Annotated in this window: 21 protein-coding genes and 1 tRNA gene; 15 read left to right on the top strand and 7 right to left on the bottom strand. The window is 54.8% G+C overall.

What is annotated here, in order from left to right; all coding sequences use genetic code 11:
- Positions 1-594, top strand: coding sequence for a riboflavin synthase (locus AC2FLX_RS03870; protein ID WP_480749856.1), 594 nt, complete (start codon positions 1-3; stop codon positions 592-594).
- Here AC2FLX_RS03870 and AC2FLX_RS03865 read toward each other — a convergent pair.
- On the bottom strand, positions 591-1649 hold the full coding sequence (locus AC2FLX_RS03865; protein ID WP_496811214.1) for a phosphatase PAP2 family protein: 1059 nt from the start codon (positions 1647-1649) through the stop codon (positions 591-593). The genes AC2FLX_RS03870 and AC2FLX_RS03865 overlap by 4 nt on opposite strands.
- Before the next feature lie 271 nt (positions 1650-1920).
- Between AC2FLX_RS03865 and ribB the strand changes: the two genes are divergently transcribed.
- The 5 genes from ribB to AC2FLX_RS03840 all read left to right on the top strand — a co-directional run bounded on the left by ribB (position 1921) and on the right by AC2FLX_RS03840 (position 5171).
- The gene (gene ribB, locus AC2FLX_RS03860; protein ID WP_496811215.1) at positions 1921-3042 is read left to right on the top strand and encodes a 3,4-dihydroxy-2-butanone-4-phosphate synthase; all 1122 of its coding nucleotides are present in this window, start codon (positions 1921-1923) and stop codon (positions 3040-3042) included.
- A 1-nt stretch (position 3043) separates the two neighbouring features.
- Entirely contained in the window at positions 3044-3595 is a 552-nt protein-coding gene (locus AC2FLX_RS03855; protein ID WP_480749859.1) for a 6,7-dimethyl-8-ribityllumazine synthase, read from the top strand.
- On the top strand, positions 3592-4074 hold the full coding sequence (gene nusB / locus AC2FLX_RS03850) for a transcription antitermination factor NusB (RefSeq protein WP_480749860.1): 483 nt from the start codon (positions 3592-3594) through the stop codon (positions 4072-4074). The genes AC2FLX_RS03855 and nusB overlap by 4 nt, the downstream gene beginning before the upstream one ends.
- A gap of 70 nt (positions 4075-4144) precedes the next feature.
- Positions 4145-4450, top strand: coding sequence for a hypothetical protein (locus AC2FLX_RS03845; RefSeq protein WP_496811216.1), 306 nt, complete (start codon positions 4145-4147; stop codon positions 4448-4450).
- Positions 4451-4739: 289 nt separating this feature from the next.
- Positions 4740-5171: an MmcB family DNA repair protein gene (locus AC2FLX_RS03840; protein WP_480749862.1), complete on the top strand. Its 432-nt coding sequence runs from the start codon at positions 4740-4742 to the stop codon at positions 5169-5171.
- Positions 5172-5175: 4 nt separating this feature from the next.
- Here the strand turns inward: AC2FLX_RS03840 and AC2FLX_RS03835 are convergent, their stop codons facing one another.
- A complete protein-coding gene (locus AC2FLX_RS03835) occupies positions 5176-5364 on the bottom strand; it encodes a DUF6324 family protein (protein ID WP_480749863.1) in 189 nt (62 codons plus the stop codon).
- Between the two features lie 77 nt (positions 5365-5441).
- On the opposite strand from AC2FLX_RS03835, the gene AC2FLX_RS03830 reads away from it, so the two are divergent.
- Together AC2FLX_RS03830 and AC2FLX_RS03825 are read left to right on the top strand one after the other, a co-directional pair.
- A complete protein-coding gene (locus tag AC2FLX_RS03830) occupies positions 5442-5924 on the top strand; it encodes a GNAT family N-acetyltransferase (RefSeq protein ID WP_480749864.1) in 483 nt (160 codons plus the stop codon).
- A gap of 47 nt (positions 5925-5971) precedes the next feature.
- A tRNA-His gene (locus tag AC2FLX_RS03825) sits at positions 5972-6048 on the top strand.
- A 41-nt stretch (positions 6049-6089) separates the two neighbouring features.
- Here AC2FLX_RS03825 and AC2FLX_RS03820 read toward each other — a convergent pair.
- A complete protein-coding gene (locus AC2FLX_RS03820) occupies positions 6090-6392 on the bottom strand; it encodes a DUF6476 family protein (protein WP_480749865.1) in 303 nt (100 codons plus the stop codon).
- On the opposite strand from AC2FLX_RS03820, the gene AC2FLX_RS03815 reads away from it, so the two are divergent.
- Positions 6391-7425 (top strand): RluA family pseudouridine synthase, encoded by a 1035-nt coding sequence (locus AC2FLX_RS03815; protein ID WP_496811217.1) that lies wholly within the window; start codon positions 6391-6393, stop codon positions 7423-7425. The two genes, AC2FLX_RS03820 and AC2FLX_RS03815, sit on opposite strands and share 2 nt — an antisense overlap.
- A 147-nt stretch (positions 7426-7572) precedes the next feature.
- A complete protein-coding gene (gene rpoH, locus AC2FLX_RS03810; protein ID WP_480749867.1) occupies positions 7573-8469 on the top strand; it encodes an RNA polymerase sigma factor RpoH in 897 nt (298 codons plus the stop codon).
- 79 nt (positions 8470-8548) lie between these two features.
- On the opposite strand, the gene AC2FLX_RS03805 is transcribed toward rpoH, so the two are convergent.
- Positions 8549-9727 (bottom strand): dipeptidase, encoded by a 1179-nt coding sequence (locus AC2FLX_RS03805; protein ID WP_496811218.1) that lies wholly within the window; start codon positions 9725-9727, stop codon positions 8549-8551.
- Between the two features lie 135 nt (positions 9728-9862).
- Here AC2FLX_RS03805 and AC2FLX_RS03800 point away from each other — a divergent pair, with 135 nt between their 5' ends.
- On the top strand, positions 9863-10132 hold the full coding sequence (locus AC2FLX_RS03800; protein WP_496811219.1) for a DksA/TraR family C4-type zinc finger protein: 270 nt from the start codon (positions 9863-9865) through the stop codon (positions 10130-10132).
- Positions 10133-10366: 234 nt separating this feature from the next.
- Here the strand turns inward: AC2FLX_RS03800 and AC2FLX_RS03795 are convergent, their stop codons facing one another.
- From AC2FLX_RS03795 to AC2FLX_RS03785, 3 genes are read right to left on the bottom strand one after another with little or no spacing between them, the layout of a single operon-like run.
- The gene (locus tag AC2FLX_RS03795) at positions 10367-12187 is read right to left on the bottom strand and encodes a M3 family oligoendopeptidase (protein WP_496811220.1); all 1821 of its coding nucleotides are present in this window, start codon (positions 12185-12187) and stop codon (positions 10367-10369) included.
- Between the two features lie 51 nt (positions 12188-12238).
- Positions 12239-13222 carry an alpha/beta hydrolase gene (locus tag AC2FLX_RS03790; protein ID WP_496811221.1) on the bottom strand — a complete coding sequence of 328 codons (984 nt, stop codon included), beginning with the start codon at positions 13220-13222 and terminating at the stop codon, positions 12239-12241.
- A complete protein-coding gene (locus tag AC2FLX_RS03785) occupies positions 13222-13512 on the bottom strand; it encodes an SCP2 sterol-binding domain-containing protein (protein ID WP_496743950.1) in 291 nt (96 codons plus the stop codon). Before AC2FLX_RS03785 ends, AC2FLX_RS03790 begins: the two co-directional genes overlap by 1 nt.
- Positions 13513-13580: 68 nt before the next feature.
- On the opposite strand from AC2FLX_RS03785, the gene AC2FLX_RS03780 reads away from it, so the two are divergent.
- The 4 genes from AC2FLX_RS03780 (at position 13581) to fdxA (ending at position 17782) form a co-directional block, all read left to right on the top strand.
- A complete protein-coding gene (locus AC2FLX_RS03780; RefSeq protein WP_480749874.1) occupies positions 13581-14150 on the top strand; it encodes a tetratricopeptide repeat protein in 570 nt (189 codons plus the stop codon).
- Positions 14151-14180: 30 nt separating this feature from the next.
- On the top strand, positions 14181-17000 hold the full coding sequence (locus AC2FLX_RS03775; RefSeq protein ID WP_496811222.1) for a helicase-related protein: 2820 nt from the start codon (positions 14181-14183) through the stop codon (positions 16998-17000).
- Between the two features lie 6 nt (positions 17001-17006).
- Entirely contained in the window at positions 17007-17378 is a 372-nt protein-coding gene (locus tag AC2FLX_RS03770) for an RNA-binding S4 domain-containing protein (RefSeq protein ID WP_496875380.1), read from the top strand.
- Between the two features lie 65 nt (positions 17379-17443).
- On the top strand, positions 17444-17782 hold the full coding sequence (gene fdxA, locus AC2FLX_RS03765) for a ferredoxin FdxA (RefSeq protein ID WP_480749877.1): 339 nt from the start codon (positions 17444-17446) through the stop codon (positions 17780-17782).
- Positions 17783-18032 lie beyond the last annotated feature (250 nt).

The raw sequence follows: 18032 nt of genomic DNA, 5'->3' as shown, positions 1-18032 counted from the left end.
ATGTTTACAGGGATCGTCACCGATATCGGAACCGTGGTGGAACTGGATCAACAGGGAGATTTGCGAGCGCGGATCCGAACTGCTTATGATACCGACACCATTGATATTGGTGCATCGATTGCCAGTGACGGCGTTTGTTTGACGGTTATAGCTCTAGGCGATGTTTGGTATGATGTTCAGATCAGCGCAGAGACGGTATCCAAGACCAATTTCGACGAATGGCACGTGGGGAAACGCGTCAACCTTGAGCGAGCTCTGAAAGTTGGTGACGAGTTGGGTGGACACATCGTTTCAGGGCACGTGGACGGGGTAGCAGAAATCATGTCGGTAGATGACCAGGGGGACAGCACGCGGGTCACGCTGCGGGCACCTCAGGAGCTTGCCAAATTTATTGCTCCCAAGGGGTCGGTCGCCTTGAACGGTACTTCCCTGACGGTCAATGATGTCCAGGGATGCGAGTTCGGAATCAATTTCATCCCGCACACCAAGGAGGTGACCACGTGGGGGAGGGTAGAGGTCGGAGATCGCGTGAACCTCGAAATTGATACTTTGGCTCGGTATGTCGCCCGTTTGACGGAAGCTGGACAACTCTAACCTTCTCCAAATTTTCGAACCAGCGACTTTGCACTCAACCAGCAACCGAATGCCGTTGCCGCCCCAATGTACCCGTCCACAGCGTAGTGCCAGGCGAGATGAACTGAACCAATCATTACGCAAAGGGCGAACGCACTAAGCAACCAGCCGCACAGGCGCGAGTAGCTGAAGCCGAATAAGGCAATGACCACGCTAGAGGCGACGTGCATGCTTGGCATCGCGGAAATCAGGCTGATACCGTCTTCACGGAATTTTAGCAGTACAGAATCTTGAACATCCAGCACCCAAAGTGTGTAAGTTCTTCCGACGGTTTCCAGCTTTCGCAATTGTTCGGTATAGGTGTCACCATATCCGAATGCTTCAAAATACACAGGCCCACCAGATGAAAAAACCATCGCCATAATTGTACCGCCGACGATGCAGGTAAGTAGGAATGCGATCAGGAATTCAGCTCCTCTTGCGGGGTTTTTTCGGTCGAAGGCAGCGACGAATATGGCCAAATACACGACGACGAACCAGATATGATATGCGAGACTCAAAAGATAGGTCGCAATCGGTGATCCAAAGACGCTCCATATCAAAGTCCACGGATCCGCCCCACCGTGAATGCTTCGGTCCAGAGCGGAGAAGTATGGATCCCAAGCAAAGGGGTTGAATATCGGTATCAAGTTTTTGAAGAACGCAAAACCGGCAATAAAGATGGTGATTGCCAGAAAACAGATTGCACCTTCAAGCAGATTGGACGGCCCCAAAAATGTCGATCGTAAGTCGTTAACAAACCATTGAATAGGTTTCTTTGGTTTTACACGGAACGCGGCAACGGCAAAGCGCCAAACCAGATAGATGCCGCCAAAGAGAAACAAGAAATACCGCAATACGTACAGCCCGCCAGACACGTGCGATTGAACTTTCGGCCAGAAATCCAAGCCGATAATGCTGCCAATAAGAGCACCGACCAGCAAATAGCACGAGACAATCGAAAGGAGCAGCTTTCGCCTTCTAACGATATCACCCAGCGCTGAGTGCTGGCTAGGAAATTCTGTTGTAATAGCCATGCCCGATCGTGCCGTAGTTGTTCAAGATGAGGAAACCACTTGTCGATATGTCAGATTTTATTCTGACAGCGGATAGGCATCAATCGGGCGTTATTATGGCAGAGGTGATAGTATTCCCAAGAATGTTGCGGTGGCTGTGTCTGCTGGCGAAACGATCTGGGATGTAAATCCACGTCATTTCAAAGTTGCCTTTGCTGTTTTGCGGTCTGGTCTTTACCGGTGTTGTGGTCTATTCCCGCCCGGCAAGACTTGCGCTGCGAAAGGCTGCCACATGAGCTTTGAAACACCCGGTCCAGTCGAGGCCCAGTTGCGTGATGCGATCAGCCCCATTGAGGAGATCATCGATGAGGCCAGGTTGGGTCGTATGTATATCCTGGTTGACCACGAGGATCGTGAGAACGAAGGGGATCTGGTGATCGCAGCGGAGTTTGCGGATGCTGATGCAATTAATTTCATGGCGACCCATGGGCGCGGGTTGATTTGTTTGCCGATGACTGCCGAGCGGATTGACCGGCTGGGGTTGCCGATGATGGCAGTCAACAATTCATCCCGGCACGAAACCGCTTTCACCGTTTCGATTGAGGCCCGCGAAGGCGTCAGCACGGGTATTTCAGCAAGTGACCGAGCACTGACTGTAGCGACAGCGATCAACGAACTGAACACGATGGCGCATCTGGCGACGCCGGGCCACATCTTTCCATTGCGCGCCAAGCGGGGTGGCGTGTTGGTGCGAGCGGGCCATACCGAAGCAGCGGTGGACATATCCCGACTTGCTGGTCTGAACCCTTCCGGCGTCATTTGCGAAATAATGAAGCCAGACGGCACGATGGCACGCTTGCCGGATTTGGTTGAGTTCGCGAAACAGCACGAAATGAAAATTGGCACCATCAATGATCTGATTGCCTATCGCGCGCGCAATGACAATCTGGTGGTCGAGACCTCGCGCGAGTTGGTGCAATCGGAATATGGTGGCGAGTGGGAATTGCGGTTATTCACGGACCAGACTCATGGTATTGAGCACGTGGTAATGGTCAAGGGAGACATCTCGACTCCGGGACCTGTACTGACCCGGACCCACGCGTTGCATGAGGCGTCTGACGTTCTTGGGATAGGTGTGAAATCAGTCAAAGAACTGCCCCGCGCCATGGAAAAGATCGCGGCGGAAGGACGCGGAGTCGTTTGCTTGTTTCGGCAACCTCGAAATTCTCTCTATGCGACCGAGGACGAAGGTCCGCGCACGATTAAACAAACCGGTCTGGGCGCACAGATACTGTCGAAGATGGGTGTTCACGAACTAATCCTGCTAACCGACTCTCCACAAACAAAATATCTGGGTCTGGATGCCTTTGGTCTTTCCATTGTCGGCACCCGCCCCATCCTAAAGGATGACTGAAATGGCCGGACATGAAACCCACTATACGTTGCCGCGCGCGGAATTCGACGATCCGGTCAAACTTCTCATCGTTGTGGCACCCTACTACAAGGATATCGCTGACGATCTTATTGCGGGTGCAAGGGCAGAGATCGAAGCGGCGAAAGGGACTTGGGAAGTCGCGGAGGTTCCAGGGGCTTTGGAAGTGCCGACGGCTATCGCCATGGCCGATCGCCAGCGTAACTTTGATGGCTATGTCGCGCTGGGTTGCGTGATCCGGGGGGAAACCACGCATTACGACACAGTATGCAATGACAGCAGCCGTGCGCTTCAGCTGATGGGGTTGCAGGGGCTTTGTATTGGTAATGGCATACTGACGGTTGAGAACCGCGAACAGGCCATTGTGCGCGCAGACACCAAACAAATGAACAAAGGGGGAGGGGCTGCGGCTGCGGCCTTGCATCTGATCGCGCTCAGCCGTAAATGGGGCGCTTCGAAGAAGGGCGTCGGGTTCAAGCCGCCGTCCGAGTCCAACCTTGTGGCGGGCGACAGCAACGGACCCTCGACGGCATGAATACCAAAGAAGCGCCCAAACCGGGCAGCAGGAAACGCATGATGAAGTCCGCGGCACGACTTTATGCCGTGCAGGCGTTATTCCAGATGGAGCAATCCGGTCAAACCACCGAACAAGTGGTGCGTGAATTTCTGGACCACCGTTTCGGAGCTATCTATGAGGGCGACGAGATGATTGCGGGTGATGTCTCGTTGTTCAGCAGACTGGTGGATGACGCAGTGAACTATCAGGCTGCAATCGACCAGATGACTGACCGGGCGCTCGTAGCCAAATGGCCGATTTCGCGGATCGACCCGACGCTGCGGGCAGCCTTCCGCGCTGCAGGAGCGGAACTCACACAAAGCCATACACCACCAAAGGTCGTTATCAACGAGTTCGTGGAAATTGCTCGGGCCTTCTTCCCGGATGGCAAGGAACCTAAATTCGTGAACGCTGTGCTGGATCATATGGCACGAGAAGCCAAGCCAGAGTCTTTCTGACATGCAGGTGCGCGCTTTACCTTGGCTTCATATGCGCTAGATTGAATGTCATGGTGCAAGGAGACACAGCATGCCGAAACTCGTCCGTCTCTATATCACACAGGTTCTTATTGGTTTCATCTTGTCGGCGATCTTCGTTGGCGTGCTCCTGGCTCTGAATGTGGCTAACTTGCGCGGCCTGATCCTTGGATCAGAAGTTGGACCGATGGCCTTGGGTATGATCTGGTTCATGAATGGCGTTGTTTTTGCTGGTGTTCAGTTTGCCTGGAAGATCATGAGTATGGCCGAGAAACCTGACAAACCTCGGGGCGGTACGCCGATTGCTTCAGGTTTGAAACCCGCCTTTGTGAAGCAAAAGGCAAGCGAAAGGCGCTGAATTATTTACGGAAATGGAAAAGTGGCGGGACCACCAGACAACCGTGGGGCGTTGATTCCCGAGGACCTGCATGTACAGGTGGGTGCCAGGTAATCAGGCCAGGACCTGAACAGAGCCAGCCCCCTCGGAAATGGTTAAGGCCACCGGAATACTGCCTGACACGAGAAGGGTAGAACCCGCCGACAGCCTAAGTAGGCTTTGCAGTGAGATTGCACAAGAGGGTAGGCGCTAAGATTTTCCAAGCTCACTCGGACTTGCTTTTTGTTCACTTATTGTTCACCCTTGCAGCATGACTCTCGATTTACAACCAGGCCAGAGACTTGCGCGCGGTGTGGCGCGACACTTATCGACTCATGGTTTTGTTTCTGTTGAAGAATTTGTTCCTGCACGTGGGCTCCGTGTTGACGTGATGGGGTTAGGCCCCAAGGGAGAGCTTTGGGTGATCGAGTGCAAGTCCAGTCGGGCCGACTATCAGGCAGATTCGAAATGGCACGGTTATTTGGAATGGTGCGATCGTTTTTTTTGGGCCGTCGATATCGAGTTCCCAACCGAAATGCTGCCCCGGGATACGGGACTGATCATCGCGGATGCCTATGATGCCGAAATCATCCGAATGGCTCCGGAAGAAAAGGTTGCGCCCCCACGTCGCAAAAAAATGATCCAGAAGTTTGCAATGGACGCAGCTCGACGGTTGCGCGCTCTGCGAGATCCGAAGCTGTAGCTGTTCAGCTTTTAACGCTTCTTGCCGCTTGCGCCGCCGCGCGGATTTCTTCTGCGATTTCTTCGGCTTCTTCCGGATCGAAGTCCATCGGAACCTCAAGGTCGCCCGCCTCGATGAACAGGCGCACCATGCCTTGATCGGTCGGCCCGATCTGCAAATTCGCTTCGATGTCGCGTTCGGTATTGATGCCCATGACGGCCTCCGGAATTGAGTATTCGTGCTAGCCCGCAGCGGGTTGAGAATCAAGCGCCCTTTGCGGTCTTATGAGGCATGTCAGATGTGTCGCTTCGCAGATTTCGCCCCGAAGATGCTCCGTGGTTGGTGGAACGCCACGGAACGCTCTATGCTCGTGAAGAAGGATTTGACGATACATTTGCGCCGTTGGTCGCAAGCATCCTTGAGGAGTTCATCGCTTGCAACGATCCCAATCGTGAAAAGGGGTGGATCGCTGAAGTCGATGGGCAACGACTAGGAAGCGTTTTTTGTGTCTCTGCCGGTGATGCCGTGGCAAAGTTGCGCCTTTTCCTTTTGGTTCCTGAAGCGCGCGGAAAAGGGTTAGGCAAACGTCTACTTGGTACCTGCATGGGGTTCGCCCGCGAGGCCGGATACAGCGAAATGGTGCTTTGGACGCATGAAAGCCACCGTGCGGCCTGTGGGCTTTATGCGGCCTTTGGCTGGCAGCTAGAAGCCTGCAAATCTGTGCGTTCATTTGGGGTCGACTTGATCGAACAAAGCTGGAGAATTCAGCTATAACCCTCTTGCAATCCCGGGACGCGTTGGGTACATCGCCCCTCACAAGTGCCGCCTTAGCTCAGTTGGTTAGAGCGCTGGATTGTGGATCCAGAGGTCCCCTGTTCAAGCCAGGGAGGCGGTACCATCTCTCGATTATAGGGTATCGACGCACAAGCTATTGCGGTTTCATTCGACCTCGATTTGCTGTCTCAGATTGCCTGTCGTTTTGTCAAAGATCATGATCCGGTTGTCATCCGTCACCACCGCATACCAGTTGTTCCCGATGGTCACGGCCTGAGCGCGAGCGCCGCCGGGTAATTCGACCTCGTCCGGCAAATTAGGGGTGCGATCGGACAAACGGATGACAATCAGCGCAAATGTCAATACAACCCCGCCAATCATTACCGCCGTCAGTAACATGACCATACGCCTCAAGAGTTTAAGTTGTGGCGTTTCCAGCGGTTCTTGCGGTTCGGAAGGGACAGTCATGGGTACCCGCCTGATTGAGTTCGAAATTGCGGCGTCTCCGCCACCCCGCCTTGATAAGGCGCTTTCGCGGGATGTGCCAGACCAGGCCAACCTGTCGCGTACCCGTCTTGCCCGTCTGATCGAAAGCGGGGCGGTTTCGGTCGATGGTGCTGCTATTTTGGATGCCAAGGCACGTGTAGCTGAAGGAAGTCGTATCTCTATAGTGATCGAAGATGCCAAAGACAGCCACATAGGCCCGGAAAATATTCCGTTGGACGTCGTTTATGAAGACAAAGATCTAGTCGTCATCAACAAGCCCGCTGGAATGGTTGTTCACCCGGCGCCAGGATCGCCTGGCGGGACGCTAGTAAATGCTCTGCTGCATCATTGTGGCGACAAGTTGTCTGGGGTTGGCGGTGTCAAGCGCCCAGGTATCGTCCATCGGATCGACAAGGATACAAGCGGGTTACTCGTTGTGGCAAAATCGGACGCTGCACATCACGGGTTGGCGGCCCAGTTCGAGGCGCACAGCGTGGAACGCTATTACCGGGCGGTTTGTTATGGTGTTCCTGACAGAAGTGATCCGCGTCTGCGGGGCGTCAAAGGAGCAAGCTTCGAGCCGGGCAACATTTTGCGTCTGACCACGCAATTGGCACGTCACAAGACTGACAGGCAGAAACAGGCGGTTCTGTTTCATGGCGGTCGTCACGCGGTGACCCGGGTTAGGGTGGTCGAGGTATTCGGTGCTCCCCCGGTTCTGGCGCTGGTCGAATGCTGGCTTGAGACAGGTCGGACGCACCAGATTCGCGTGCACATGGCCCATGCGGGGCATGGGCTGGTTGGCGATCCCGTTTATGGGGGTAAGAGAAAGTTGCCGGAACAGTCGTTTGCATGCGAAGCTGTCGAAGCAGTTCGGAATTTCCCGCGTCAGGCACTGCATGCGGCTGTTCTGGGGTTCGAACATCCGGTAACAGGCAAAGCTCTGCGGTTTGAATCGCCAGTACCTAAGGACATGAAGACATTAATTTCCGAGTTGCGCGAACCATTGTCATAATGCGCAAATCACTGTGATCCTCGGAAACTTATCTTTCCTTAATGAAAGTTTAAGAACAGACTGTTAACCCGCCCCTTGAAAGGGAAGTATTCACGACCCATATCCTATGTTAAATGACTAAACATTGAAGTCTGGAGGGACACGGACATGGCGAATTATGCAAATCTGCCAGCCCCGACGCCGGAAGGCGGCCTGAACCGCTATATGCAGGAAATCCGCAAGTTTCCTCTACTTGAACCGGAAGAAGAATACATGCTGGCCAAGCGTTGGGTCGAAGAGCAGGATGCTGAGGCCGCTCACAAGATGGTGACGTCCCACCTGCGTTTGGCGGCCAAGATCGCAATGGGATACCGTGGTTATGGCTTACCACAGGCCGAGGTGATTTCCGAGGCCAACGTCGGTCTCATGCAAGCCGTAAAGCGGTTTGATCCTGAGAAGGGTTTCCGTCTGGCGACCTATGCGATGTGGTGGATCCGCGCATCGATCCAGGAGTACATTCTGCGCTCCTGGTCGCTGGTCAAGCTTGGCACGACTTCAGCGCAGAAGAAGCTGTTCTTCAACCTTCGCAAGGCCAAGGCCCGTATCGGTGCGTTGGAGGAGGGCGACCTACGCCCGGAAAATGTCGCGCAGATTGCAAACGATCTTGGAGTGTCTGAAGAAGACGTGATCAGCATGAACCGCCGCATGTCAGGCGGGGATGCATCACTAAACGCAACTGTCGGCACCGAAGGCGACAGCGCCATGCAGTGGCAGGACTGGTTGGAAGATGAAGATGCGGATCAGGCCGGAGATTATGAGGCGCGTGACGAGTTGGAGGCGCGGCGCGAACTTCTGGCTGCGGCCCTTGATGTTCTGAACGACCGTGAAAAAGACATCCTCACCCAGCGCCGCCTGATGGATCAGCCGGTGACCCTGGAGGATCTGAGCACGCAATACAATGTAAGCCGAGAGCGCATTCGCCAGATTGAAGTGCGGGCTTTTGAAAAACTGCAAAAGAAAATGCGCGAACTTGCCCGTGAAAAGGGCATGCTCAACGGTATCTGATTGGGCGCTGGTGACTCCGTACCCCCAACAGGTTTAAGACTTGGTGGGGGAATTTTGAAGGTGCTGCCGACTCCAATGTTCAACGCAACCTTGTGCGCAAAACACGTAGCATGTTTTCGCCCATAACCTTGCGGATCTGAGGTACCGTCAACCCTTCGTCCAAAAGTGCAGACGTCAGCGCTGCGAGTTCGGATGTGTCGAATGCCGTTTCGACCGATCCGTCAAAATCCGATCCCAGCGACACGTGGTCTTCACCCACAGTTGCCACAGCGACCCGTATCATCTCTGCTATCCCGGCGGGAGAGTTATCACCACAGGTCACTTCGGCCCAATAACCCATTCCGATGACGCCATCAGTGGCTGCAATCTGCTGCATCAATTCGTCGGGAAAGTTACGTTTAACCGCGCAGTGCCCATGCAGTCCGCCATGACTGACAATCACGGGAATGTCCGTCATGGCCAAAACCTCTCGTGCGACTTGTGGGCTGGAGTGGGCCAGATCGATTAGCACTGGCCTCCGCGCCAACTCCGCAACCACCGCACGGCCAAAGTCGGTCAATCCGGAATTCGACTTCCCATGCAAAGAGCCGCCCAAGTCATTGTCGAAAAAGTGTTGAAGGCCAAACACCCGATGCCCGGCATCATAGATTGCATCAAGATTGGCGAGATCGCCCTCTAGGGGATGAGCGCCTTCTATCCCCAATACGCCTCCGATAACCATTTCCCCGTTGGCGCGGGCGTTCAAAACCGCGTCCAGATCTGCGGTTGACTTGATGATCTTCAGGCGGCCATCAGATTCAGCTTCGAACTTATGTAATTTCTCGGCTTGATAGATTGCGCGCTCTTTCAAGCTGGCCCAGGTCCGCAGCGGCCACATTTGAGCGATAGCGAGTAAGGTGATGTTGTCGAAAGCATCTGATGAGTTGCTGTCATAGTTCTGGCCGGCGGGTGATTTGGTAACTGCGGTAAAGACTTGCAGTGCAACGTTCCCTTCGGCTAGTCGCGGAACGTCTACTTGCCCGCGAGTGCCGGCTTTGTTTAGATCTCGGCTCCAGAGCAGGGGATCGGCATGCAGATCCCCAACGATCAGCGTCTCATGCAACGTAGCGCCCGCGTCGGAAACCGGATAAGGCGCGTGGTCGATCACGCTGTTACGTGTGTCTTCAACATAGGCTGGAAGAAACCCGAAAAAAACAATGAAGCTGGACACAACAACTATGATGAACAGACCGCCAAGCAATTTCAGAAATCTGCGCATCACTGCCCTCCGTCACTGACACTTCACAGTAACTGGGTGTCACCGCAAATAAAGCCTGACTTGGCGTCGGTTTCGTCACCAGCTTGAAACGGCCTTGAAAGCCTGTAAGCATGAATGACGCAAGGGAGGAGCGATATGGCAGGTGGATGGGCGCGCGACGGCGCGGTGAGCGAACAGATAGAGGCGTCGATCAACGACGAACTGGCGCGAATGCAAGCGCATAAACGTCCTGTAGGCAAGAGCCTGACACATTGCGCTGAATGCGAAGAGCCAATTTCTGAACAACGTCGAGCAGCCCAGCCTGGAGTAAAGCTGTGTATAGATTGTCAGCAAGAGAGGGACAGCGCATTCAAGGCCCGCGGTGGCATCAACCGCCGAGGATCCAAAGACAGCCAGCTGAAATGAGTTAACGGTGGTTTCTGCGTCGTCGCCAGCGGCGAAAGAGATCGACATCCATCGCCGCGACCATAATACCCAGCGGGATCATCCAGAATCCGAGCACAGGCAGGAAACCCAAAACTCCTCCAAGAATGAGTAGAAAACCCACGACAATCCTCAAGCCACGCGGCACATTGCGGCGGATACGAACCAGGGCAGGGCGCAGACGCGTCCTCAGCGCAGCCCAACGCCCTTGTTTGTTCACTCTTCCATCGCCTCCAACTCGTCAATGAAGCCCGATATCATGTTCAGGCCCTTGTCCCAGAATTTGGGATCGCTTGCATCAAGGCCGAAAGGAGCCAGCAACTCCTTATGGTGCTTCGATCCACCCGCTTTCAGCATATCGAAATAGAGGTCTTCAAAGCCGGATTTGCCCTCGGCGTAAACCGTGTAGAGCGCGTTCACCAGACCATCGCCAAATGCATAAGCGTAGACGTAGAAGGGCGAGTGCACAAAATGCGGGATATAGGCCCAGAAAGTTTCATACCCGTCCATGAACTCGAATGCGGGGCCAAGGCTCTCTGCCTGCACGCTCATCCATAGTGCATTGATGTCGTCTGGTGTGAGCTCGCCTCCACGGCGCGCCTCATGCAGTTTGCACTCGAAGTCGTAGAATGCGATCTGTCGGACGACAGTGTTGATCATATCCTCAACCTTGCCGGCCAACAGAACCTTGCGTTGCTCGTTGGTTCCAGCCTTTTCGAGCATCTTGCGGAAGGTCAACATCTCTCCGAATACGCTGGCGGTTTCGGCCAGTGTCAGCGGAGTCGATGACAACATTTCGCCTTGTCCGGCAGCCAGAACCTGATGCACGCCATGCCCCAACTCGTGGGCCAATGTCATCACATCGCGAGGCTTGCCCAAGTAGTTGAGCATCACATAAGGATGCACCTCGGTCACGGTCGGATGGGCGAACGCGCCGGGGGCCTTACCGGGTTTGACGGCGGCGTCGATCCAACCTTTTGAAAAGAATGGGGATGCGATTTCGCCCATGCGTGGGTCGAAGGCGTTATATGCCTCCATTACGGTTTTTTCAGCCTCGGCCCAGTTGACGACACGCGTGTCCTCCATCGGAAGCGGAGCGTTGCGGTCCCAGACCTGCATCTTGTCCAGACCCAGCCATTTACGTTTTAGCTCATAGTACCGGTGGCTGAGCTTGGGATAGGCGGCAACCACCGCTTTGCGCAGGGCTTCGACTACCTCGGATTCCACGTCGTTTGACAGGTGCCTGCCTGTTTGCGCCGTCGGCATCTTGCGCCAGCGATCTATGATCTCTTTTTCCTTTGCCTGGGTGTTGTGAACACGGGCGAAGGTCTTGATGTTGTCTGCGAAGACACTAGCCAGTTCTCGTGCCGCAACCTCGCGTTTGGTGCGGTCCTGCTCGGTGAGCAGGTTCAGAGTGCCTTCAATGTTCAGGCTCTCGCCATCGACGGAAAAGGTCAGCCCGGCAATGGTTTCGTCGAACAGCTTCTCCCACGCATCACCGACCGCGCCGAGATCATGCAGGAATTTTTCCAGTTCATCCGACAACTGATACGGTTTCATCGCGCGAATACGGCGAAAGACGGGTTCATAGCGCGCTAGCTCTGCATTGGCCGAGAAATGCTCCTTAAGCGTCTTTTCTTCGATCCGATTCAGCTCCAGCGTGAAAAAGACCAGCGGCGTTGTGAAGACGGTGATCTGTTCCTGGCAATCTGACAGAAATTTCGCGCGTTCAGCATCGGTGGTAAGTTGATAGTACCGCAAGCCGGCAAACGACATGATCCGCCCGGCGATAGAACTGATTTTTTCGTTTCGTTGGACGCAGAGTAGCAGTTGATCGGCATCCAAACCTGCTAACTTGTTTTCATAATCTGCAGCAAAGGATGGGCATTCTTTTTCCAGCCAGTTCAGATCCCGTGCCAGTTCGGGGGCATCCTTCGACGTGTAGAGGTCCGTCAGGTCCCATTCCGGCAAATCGCCAAGATCCTTTGTTCCTCCGTTGGCATTGGCATCTTGTAAAGGAAAGGGAAGGTTGAGCATTGAACACCTCATGAAACTGCGTTGCACACATCTAAGCGTGACGACAGAAGATCACAAGCGAGGCATATTGGGGCGCGTCAGCCCTTCAATTGAGTTTTCGTATTGGAACACTGAGGCGATCTTATCGAACACCGGACCTCTGACTTCGGGGGATTCCATAAGTACCTCGTGTTCACCGCCTGGAATCTCAACCAAAGTACCCTTAGGCCAATTCGCCATCCGCGCCCGGATGGCTTTCCGGTCAACGATTTGTTCATGACTGCCGAGAAAAGTAACGCAAGGAAGGTCCGGCGCGGGTTGTGCCATCAGATAGTCGCACTCGGTCAACGCCTCGCGCAGCCAAAGCGTAGACGGTGCCCCAAGCGCCAGTTCCGGATGGGCTGCCAACTGGTCCTTCATCATCTGATACATATCCGGATCGCGCGTTAGTACATTACCTTCAAACGGCTGTGTCACGACATAACTCTCCAGCGACGTCGTAGGCGGCGTTTTATGCCCCAAGCCGAATTTTGGTCCCCAATAAGCCGTCACCCAACTGAGTGGTTTCATAATCGGGGTAAAGAAAATCCCCCACATCGGCCCGGTAAAGGCGCAGGCTGAAAAGCTGTCGCTCTCCATGACCGCGCGCAGTCCGATGGCGCCGCCCATCGAGTGGCCAACCAGATACCAGGGTCTGGGCAATGCCAGTTCTAAAGCCAGATCAAGGACAGCCGACAGGTCTTTTTGGTAGTCCGAAAAATGACCTACATGCCCGATGCGTGGGTCGCTAAGCAGTCTTTGCGCCAACCCCTGTCCACGCCAGTCCACGGCAAGGCAGGCAAATCCGCGTCTGACGAATTCACGCGCGGCGTCTGCGTATTTCTCTATGTATTCGGTGCGACCCGGTAAGATCAGTACAGTTCCGTGCGGAACCTCGTCAGGCCGCCAGAGGCCTACGCGGATACGGATGCCGTCAGACGTCTGAACCCAATGGGCGTACCCGCCAGCTGGTTCGCCGGCCACGTCGGAAAAATAGGGGGCCGGCGACAGGGTCATCAGGCTAGAACCGATGCCAGTTGCATCGCGACACCCATATCGCCGTCAATTGTCAGCTTGCCTGACATGAATGCGCCTGTCGGGTTCAGTTCACCGCTGAGAATCTGTTCGAATGTGTCGGCATCGGCACTTAGGGTCACGTCGGCATCTTCGTCGCTGACGCGCGCTCCGTCAGTGTCCAGAACGATCGAACCCATTTCTGCAATAGAAAACTTTGCTGAAGCACCGAAAGCGCCGCCCGCCAGTTTGTCGTTCAGTGCGGCCGCGGCCTTCTCTAATACGTCGTTCATTTTTTCCTCATATTGATACGGCGCCGTGATTGGACTTACTCTGACGCCACGCTACAGTGACTCTTGTTATGAGCTTTGAATATCCCAATCTCAAACCTATCGTCGCGGCAATCGCGTTCATAGTCACGTTTTCCGGAATGAGCGTGGCGCAGGACTCGGATTCAAGCGATGAAGCCAAGTTGCTGGGCGAGTTGTTGCTGGCCGATCCGGTGCAGTCGATTCATATTGATCGCCAGTTGCAGGCGCTTTGGGCCAAGTCAGGGTCTGCTTCGGCCGATTTCCTGCTTGAAAGAGGTCGCGAAGCGTTGGAAATCGGTGATATTGAGACCGCTATTGAACATTTGACTGCCCTAACAGATCACGCGCCCGATTTTGCCGAAGGTTGGCATGCTCGCGCATCCGCGTTTTTTGGGTTGCAGCGATACGGTTTGGCGCTGTCAGATCTCGAGCGGGCGCTGGCGCTTAATCCCAATCACTATGACGCGATTTTCGGTTTGGGGTTGATCTTTGAGGCCTTGAACCAGCCAGAAAAAGCCTTCGACATCTATTCGCGTGCGTTGGCTATACATCCCAGCCACGAGGAAGTAACCAAAGCCGTGAATCGGTTGAAGCCCCAGGTGGCGGGCAAATCACTCTAGATCGCCCTGGATGCGGGGCAGGGGGCATAGGTGAACGGGTCAACCCGAATCGTGGCTGTTCTGGGCCCGACCAACACAGGCAAAACACACTATGCCATTGAACGGATGCTGGGGCATCGCACCGGGGTGATTGGTCTGCCGCTGCGTCTATTGGCGCGTGAGGTTTTTGACAAGATCGTTGCGATTCGCGGGCCATCGGTTGTGGCGCTAGTGACGGGCGAAGAAAGGATCGTGCCGCCGCGTGCTCAGTATTGGGTCTGCACAGTAGAGGCGATGCCGGAAGGAATGGGAGCGGACTTCGTCGCAGTGGATGAAATCCAACTTTGTGCGGATCCTGAGCGAGGGCATGTGTTTACAGATCGGTTGCTTCGCGCACGGGGTACACACGAGACGCTGTTTCTGGGGTCCGACACCATGCGCGGCCCGATCACCGCACTTGTCCCGCAAACACAGTTCGTGCGCCGCGAACGTATGTCGCAACTGATATATTCAGGTTCCAAAAAGATCAGCCGGATGCCGCCGCGCAGTGCGATTGTCGGTTTCTCGGTTGAGAATGTCTATGCCATTGCTGAATTGCTGCGCCGACAGAAAGGTGGCGCAGCCGTGGTGATGGGGGCCCTTAGCCCGCGCACCCGCAACGCACAGGTAGCGCTCTACCAAAATGGCGAGGTTGACTATCTGGTGGCGACAGATGCCATTGGCATGGGGCTGAATCTGGATGTGAATCACGTAGCTTTCTCGGCGCTAAGCAAGTTTGACGGAAGGCGAATGAGACCCTTGGCACCGAATGAGTTGGCACAGATTGCCGGCCGGGCAGGGCGCGGAATGTCAGACGGTACATTTGGCGTTACAGGCGAGGCGCCACAGATGGAAGAAGGTGTGGCCCTGGCAATAATGGAAAGCCGCTTTGCGCCTCTCAAAAAGCTGAACTGGCGAAACGAGGCTCTGCGGTTCGGCTCGATTGACACTTTAATCACCTCTCTTGAGGTTGCTCCGGACAGCGACCATCTGATCAAGGCACGGCCTGCCGATGATCTTAACGTGTTGAAATCTCTTTCCCAAGTGACTGAGGTAGCTGCGCGCGCCAGCGATGGCTCTTCGGTTCGGTTGTTGTGGGATGTATGCCGCATTCCGGACTTTCGAGGCATCAGCCATGCTGAACATGCCACCCTTTTAGAGGTTATCTACGGCAATCTGCACGAGCACGGCGCCATTCATGAGGACTTCATGGCGCGGCAAATCCGCCGTATTGACAGAACTGACGGCGACATAGATGCACTTTCCAGACGACTGGCATATATTCGCACATGGACATACGTCGCCCAGCGGAATGGCTGGGTTCGTGACGAATCGCATTGGCGCGCCGAAACGCGCGCTGTAGAAGACAGGGTGTCAGACGCTCTTCACGAACGTTTGACACAAAGATTTGTGGATCGGCGCACTTCCGTGTTGTTGCGCCGGCTCAAGCAGAAGGAGGCCCTTTTGGCCGAGGTTAATGACAAGGGTGAAGTGACCGTCGAAGGAGAATTCGTTGGTCGTTTGGAAGGCTTCCGGTTCAGCCCGGACAAAAGCGCACAAGGGGCCGAAGCGAAGGCACTGAAATCGGCGTCTTTGCAGGCTCTGGCACCGCAATTCCATCTACGCGCCGACCGCTTCTACAATTCTCCCGATACTGAGATTGATTTCACCGAACAGGGTGGCCTTATGTGGGGCGAGTACGCCGTAGGCAAACTTGTCTCGGGTGCCGAACCGCTCAAACCGCAGGTTGAAGTGTTTGTGGATGAGGCTGCAGGCCCGGATGTGCAGCAAAAGGTACAACGCCGTTTGCAGCATTTCATTGACCGAAAAATTTCTGCGCTTTTTGAACCGCTTTTGACCTTGTCGCGGGATGAGGAGTTGACCGGGCTAGCACGCGGGTTTGCGTTCCGAATGGTCGAAGCCTTTGGGATTCTCCCGCGTGCTCAGGTTGCGCAAGAGGTCAAGGATCTGGACCAGGACGCGCGCGGCGCACTTCGCAAACATGGTATCCGCTTCGGACAATTCACCATCTTTATGCCGTTGTTGCTGAAACCCGCCCCGACGCGGTTGAGGCTGGTTTTGTGGTCACTAGCAGAAGGTTTGCAGGAATTCCCCGAGGCGCCGCCGCCTGGTTTGGTGACTGTTCCTACTGCAATTGATGCACCAGATGGCTACGACACCGTGTGCGGTTATCGCGTAGCAGGCGAACGTTCGATTCGCATCGACATGCTGGAGCGTCTGGCGGATATGCTGCGTTCCGAGGACAGCCGGGGCGGGTTCGAAGCCAAAGCCGATATGCTTTCGATCACTGGTATGACATTGGATCAGTTTGCCGAGTTGATGAAGGGGCTGGGCTATAGTGCCGAGCGCGGCGAGCGCCCCAAGATCAAGCCAGCTGCAACGGAGACCGTTTCAGAGCCTGCTACGACGACGGAAGCGCCAGATCAGGCGGAGGCTGCAGAAGAGCAAGAAAGCGCGGCCGTAGAGGCAGAGAACTCTGAACCTTCGGAAATAACAGAGGTCGCAGAGGTCACTGAGACAGTAGCCGCCCTTCCGACTGAGGGTGAGCCCGAGAATGAGGTTTTTTATACGTTTGTGTGGGGTCGCCAGCGTCAAACCAACCGCGGGCCACGCCGGGAGCAGCGCACGGGTCAGGGCAAAGGCAAACCACGCGGAAAGCCTCAGGATGGACGAGGGAAGCCGCAAGGAAAAAAAGGCGGCAAACCTCTGCAGGGTGCCAAGACCTTCTCTTCCCGTCCTCCGAAAAAAGAAAAAGCCATCGATCCGGACAACCCCTTTGCTGCGCTGATGGCGCTCAAGGAAGGTAACTGACCAGATATGGGCGAGGCTCAGGCCAAGCTTCGTATCGACAAATGGCTTTGGCATGCGCGTTTTTTCAAGACGCGCAGTCTGGCTGCCAAGTTGGTTGGCTGCGGCCACGTCCGCGTAAATGGAAGCCGGGTACTAAAACCTGCCTATGGCGTTGGACTTGGCGATGTTCTCACCTTCGCCCAGGGCCGGGATATTCGCGTCGTTCGTATTGCGGCCTTGGGTACAAGGCGTGGTCCAGCGCCTGAGGCACAAACGTTGTACGAGGATTTGTCGGAAAAGTGGGACGAACCTCAGGCAAATCCGAAATTCGAAGGAAAAGGACGCCCAACTAAGAAGGATCGACGCAAGCTTGATCTTTCTCGACCTGATGAGGGGTGATCTTCCCTTGAAGAGCGGGCAAGTCTGTTTTAGCTAGTCGCCAAAGTGTAAACGGGATTCCGACCATGACCTATGTTGTCACCGAAAACTGTATTGGCTGCAAATATACCGACTGCGTCGAAGTCTGCCCTGTGGATTGTTTCTATGAAGGTGAAAACACGCTGGTCATTCACCCCGATGAATGCATCGACTGTGGAGTGTGTGAGCCGGAATGCCCTGCCGACGCAATTCGTCCTGACACCGAACCGGGGATGGAGCAGTGGGTCGAGTTCAACCGCAAATATGCCGAGCAGTGGCCGGTAATTGTGACCAAGAAGGATCCGCTGCCAGATGCCGAGGAACGTGACGGAGAAGAAGGCAAAATGGAGAAGTATTTCTCCGAAACGCCGGGCGAAGGTGGTTGAGTGATTCGGCGTTGATCGTCATGAAGTGATACAAGAGTACCATTGTCGGATCCTTGAAAACAAAGTGCTTCCCTGCGTATTACGCTGGGTCAACTTCCAGTGGTCGGATTTTTATGGTATGGTTGGTGTCACAAGATGACAGAGATCGGGATGTGCTCCGTAAGTGTGTATGCTTTGGAGTTGTAAATTAGTGACATGGACACCGCCAGCCGGGGCTGAACCAATGCCCCGAATGGCTGTTTTCGTCGTC

The sequence above is a fragment of the Ruegeria sp. YKSF57 genome (genome assembly GCF_059612585.1).
This window is presented reverse-complemented; position numbering and strand designations above follow the sequence as displayed.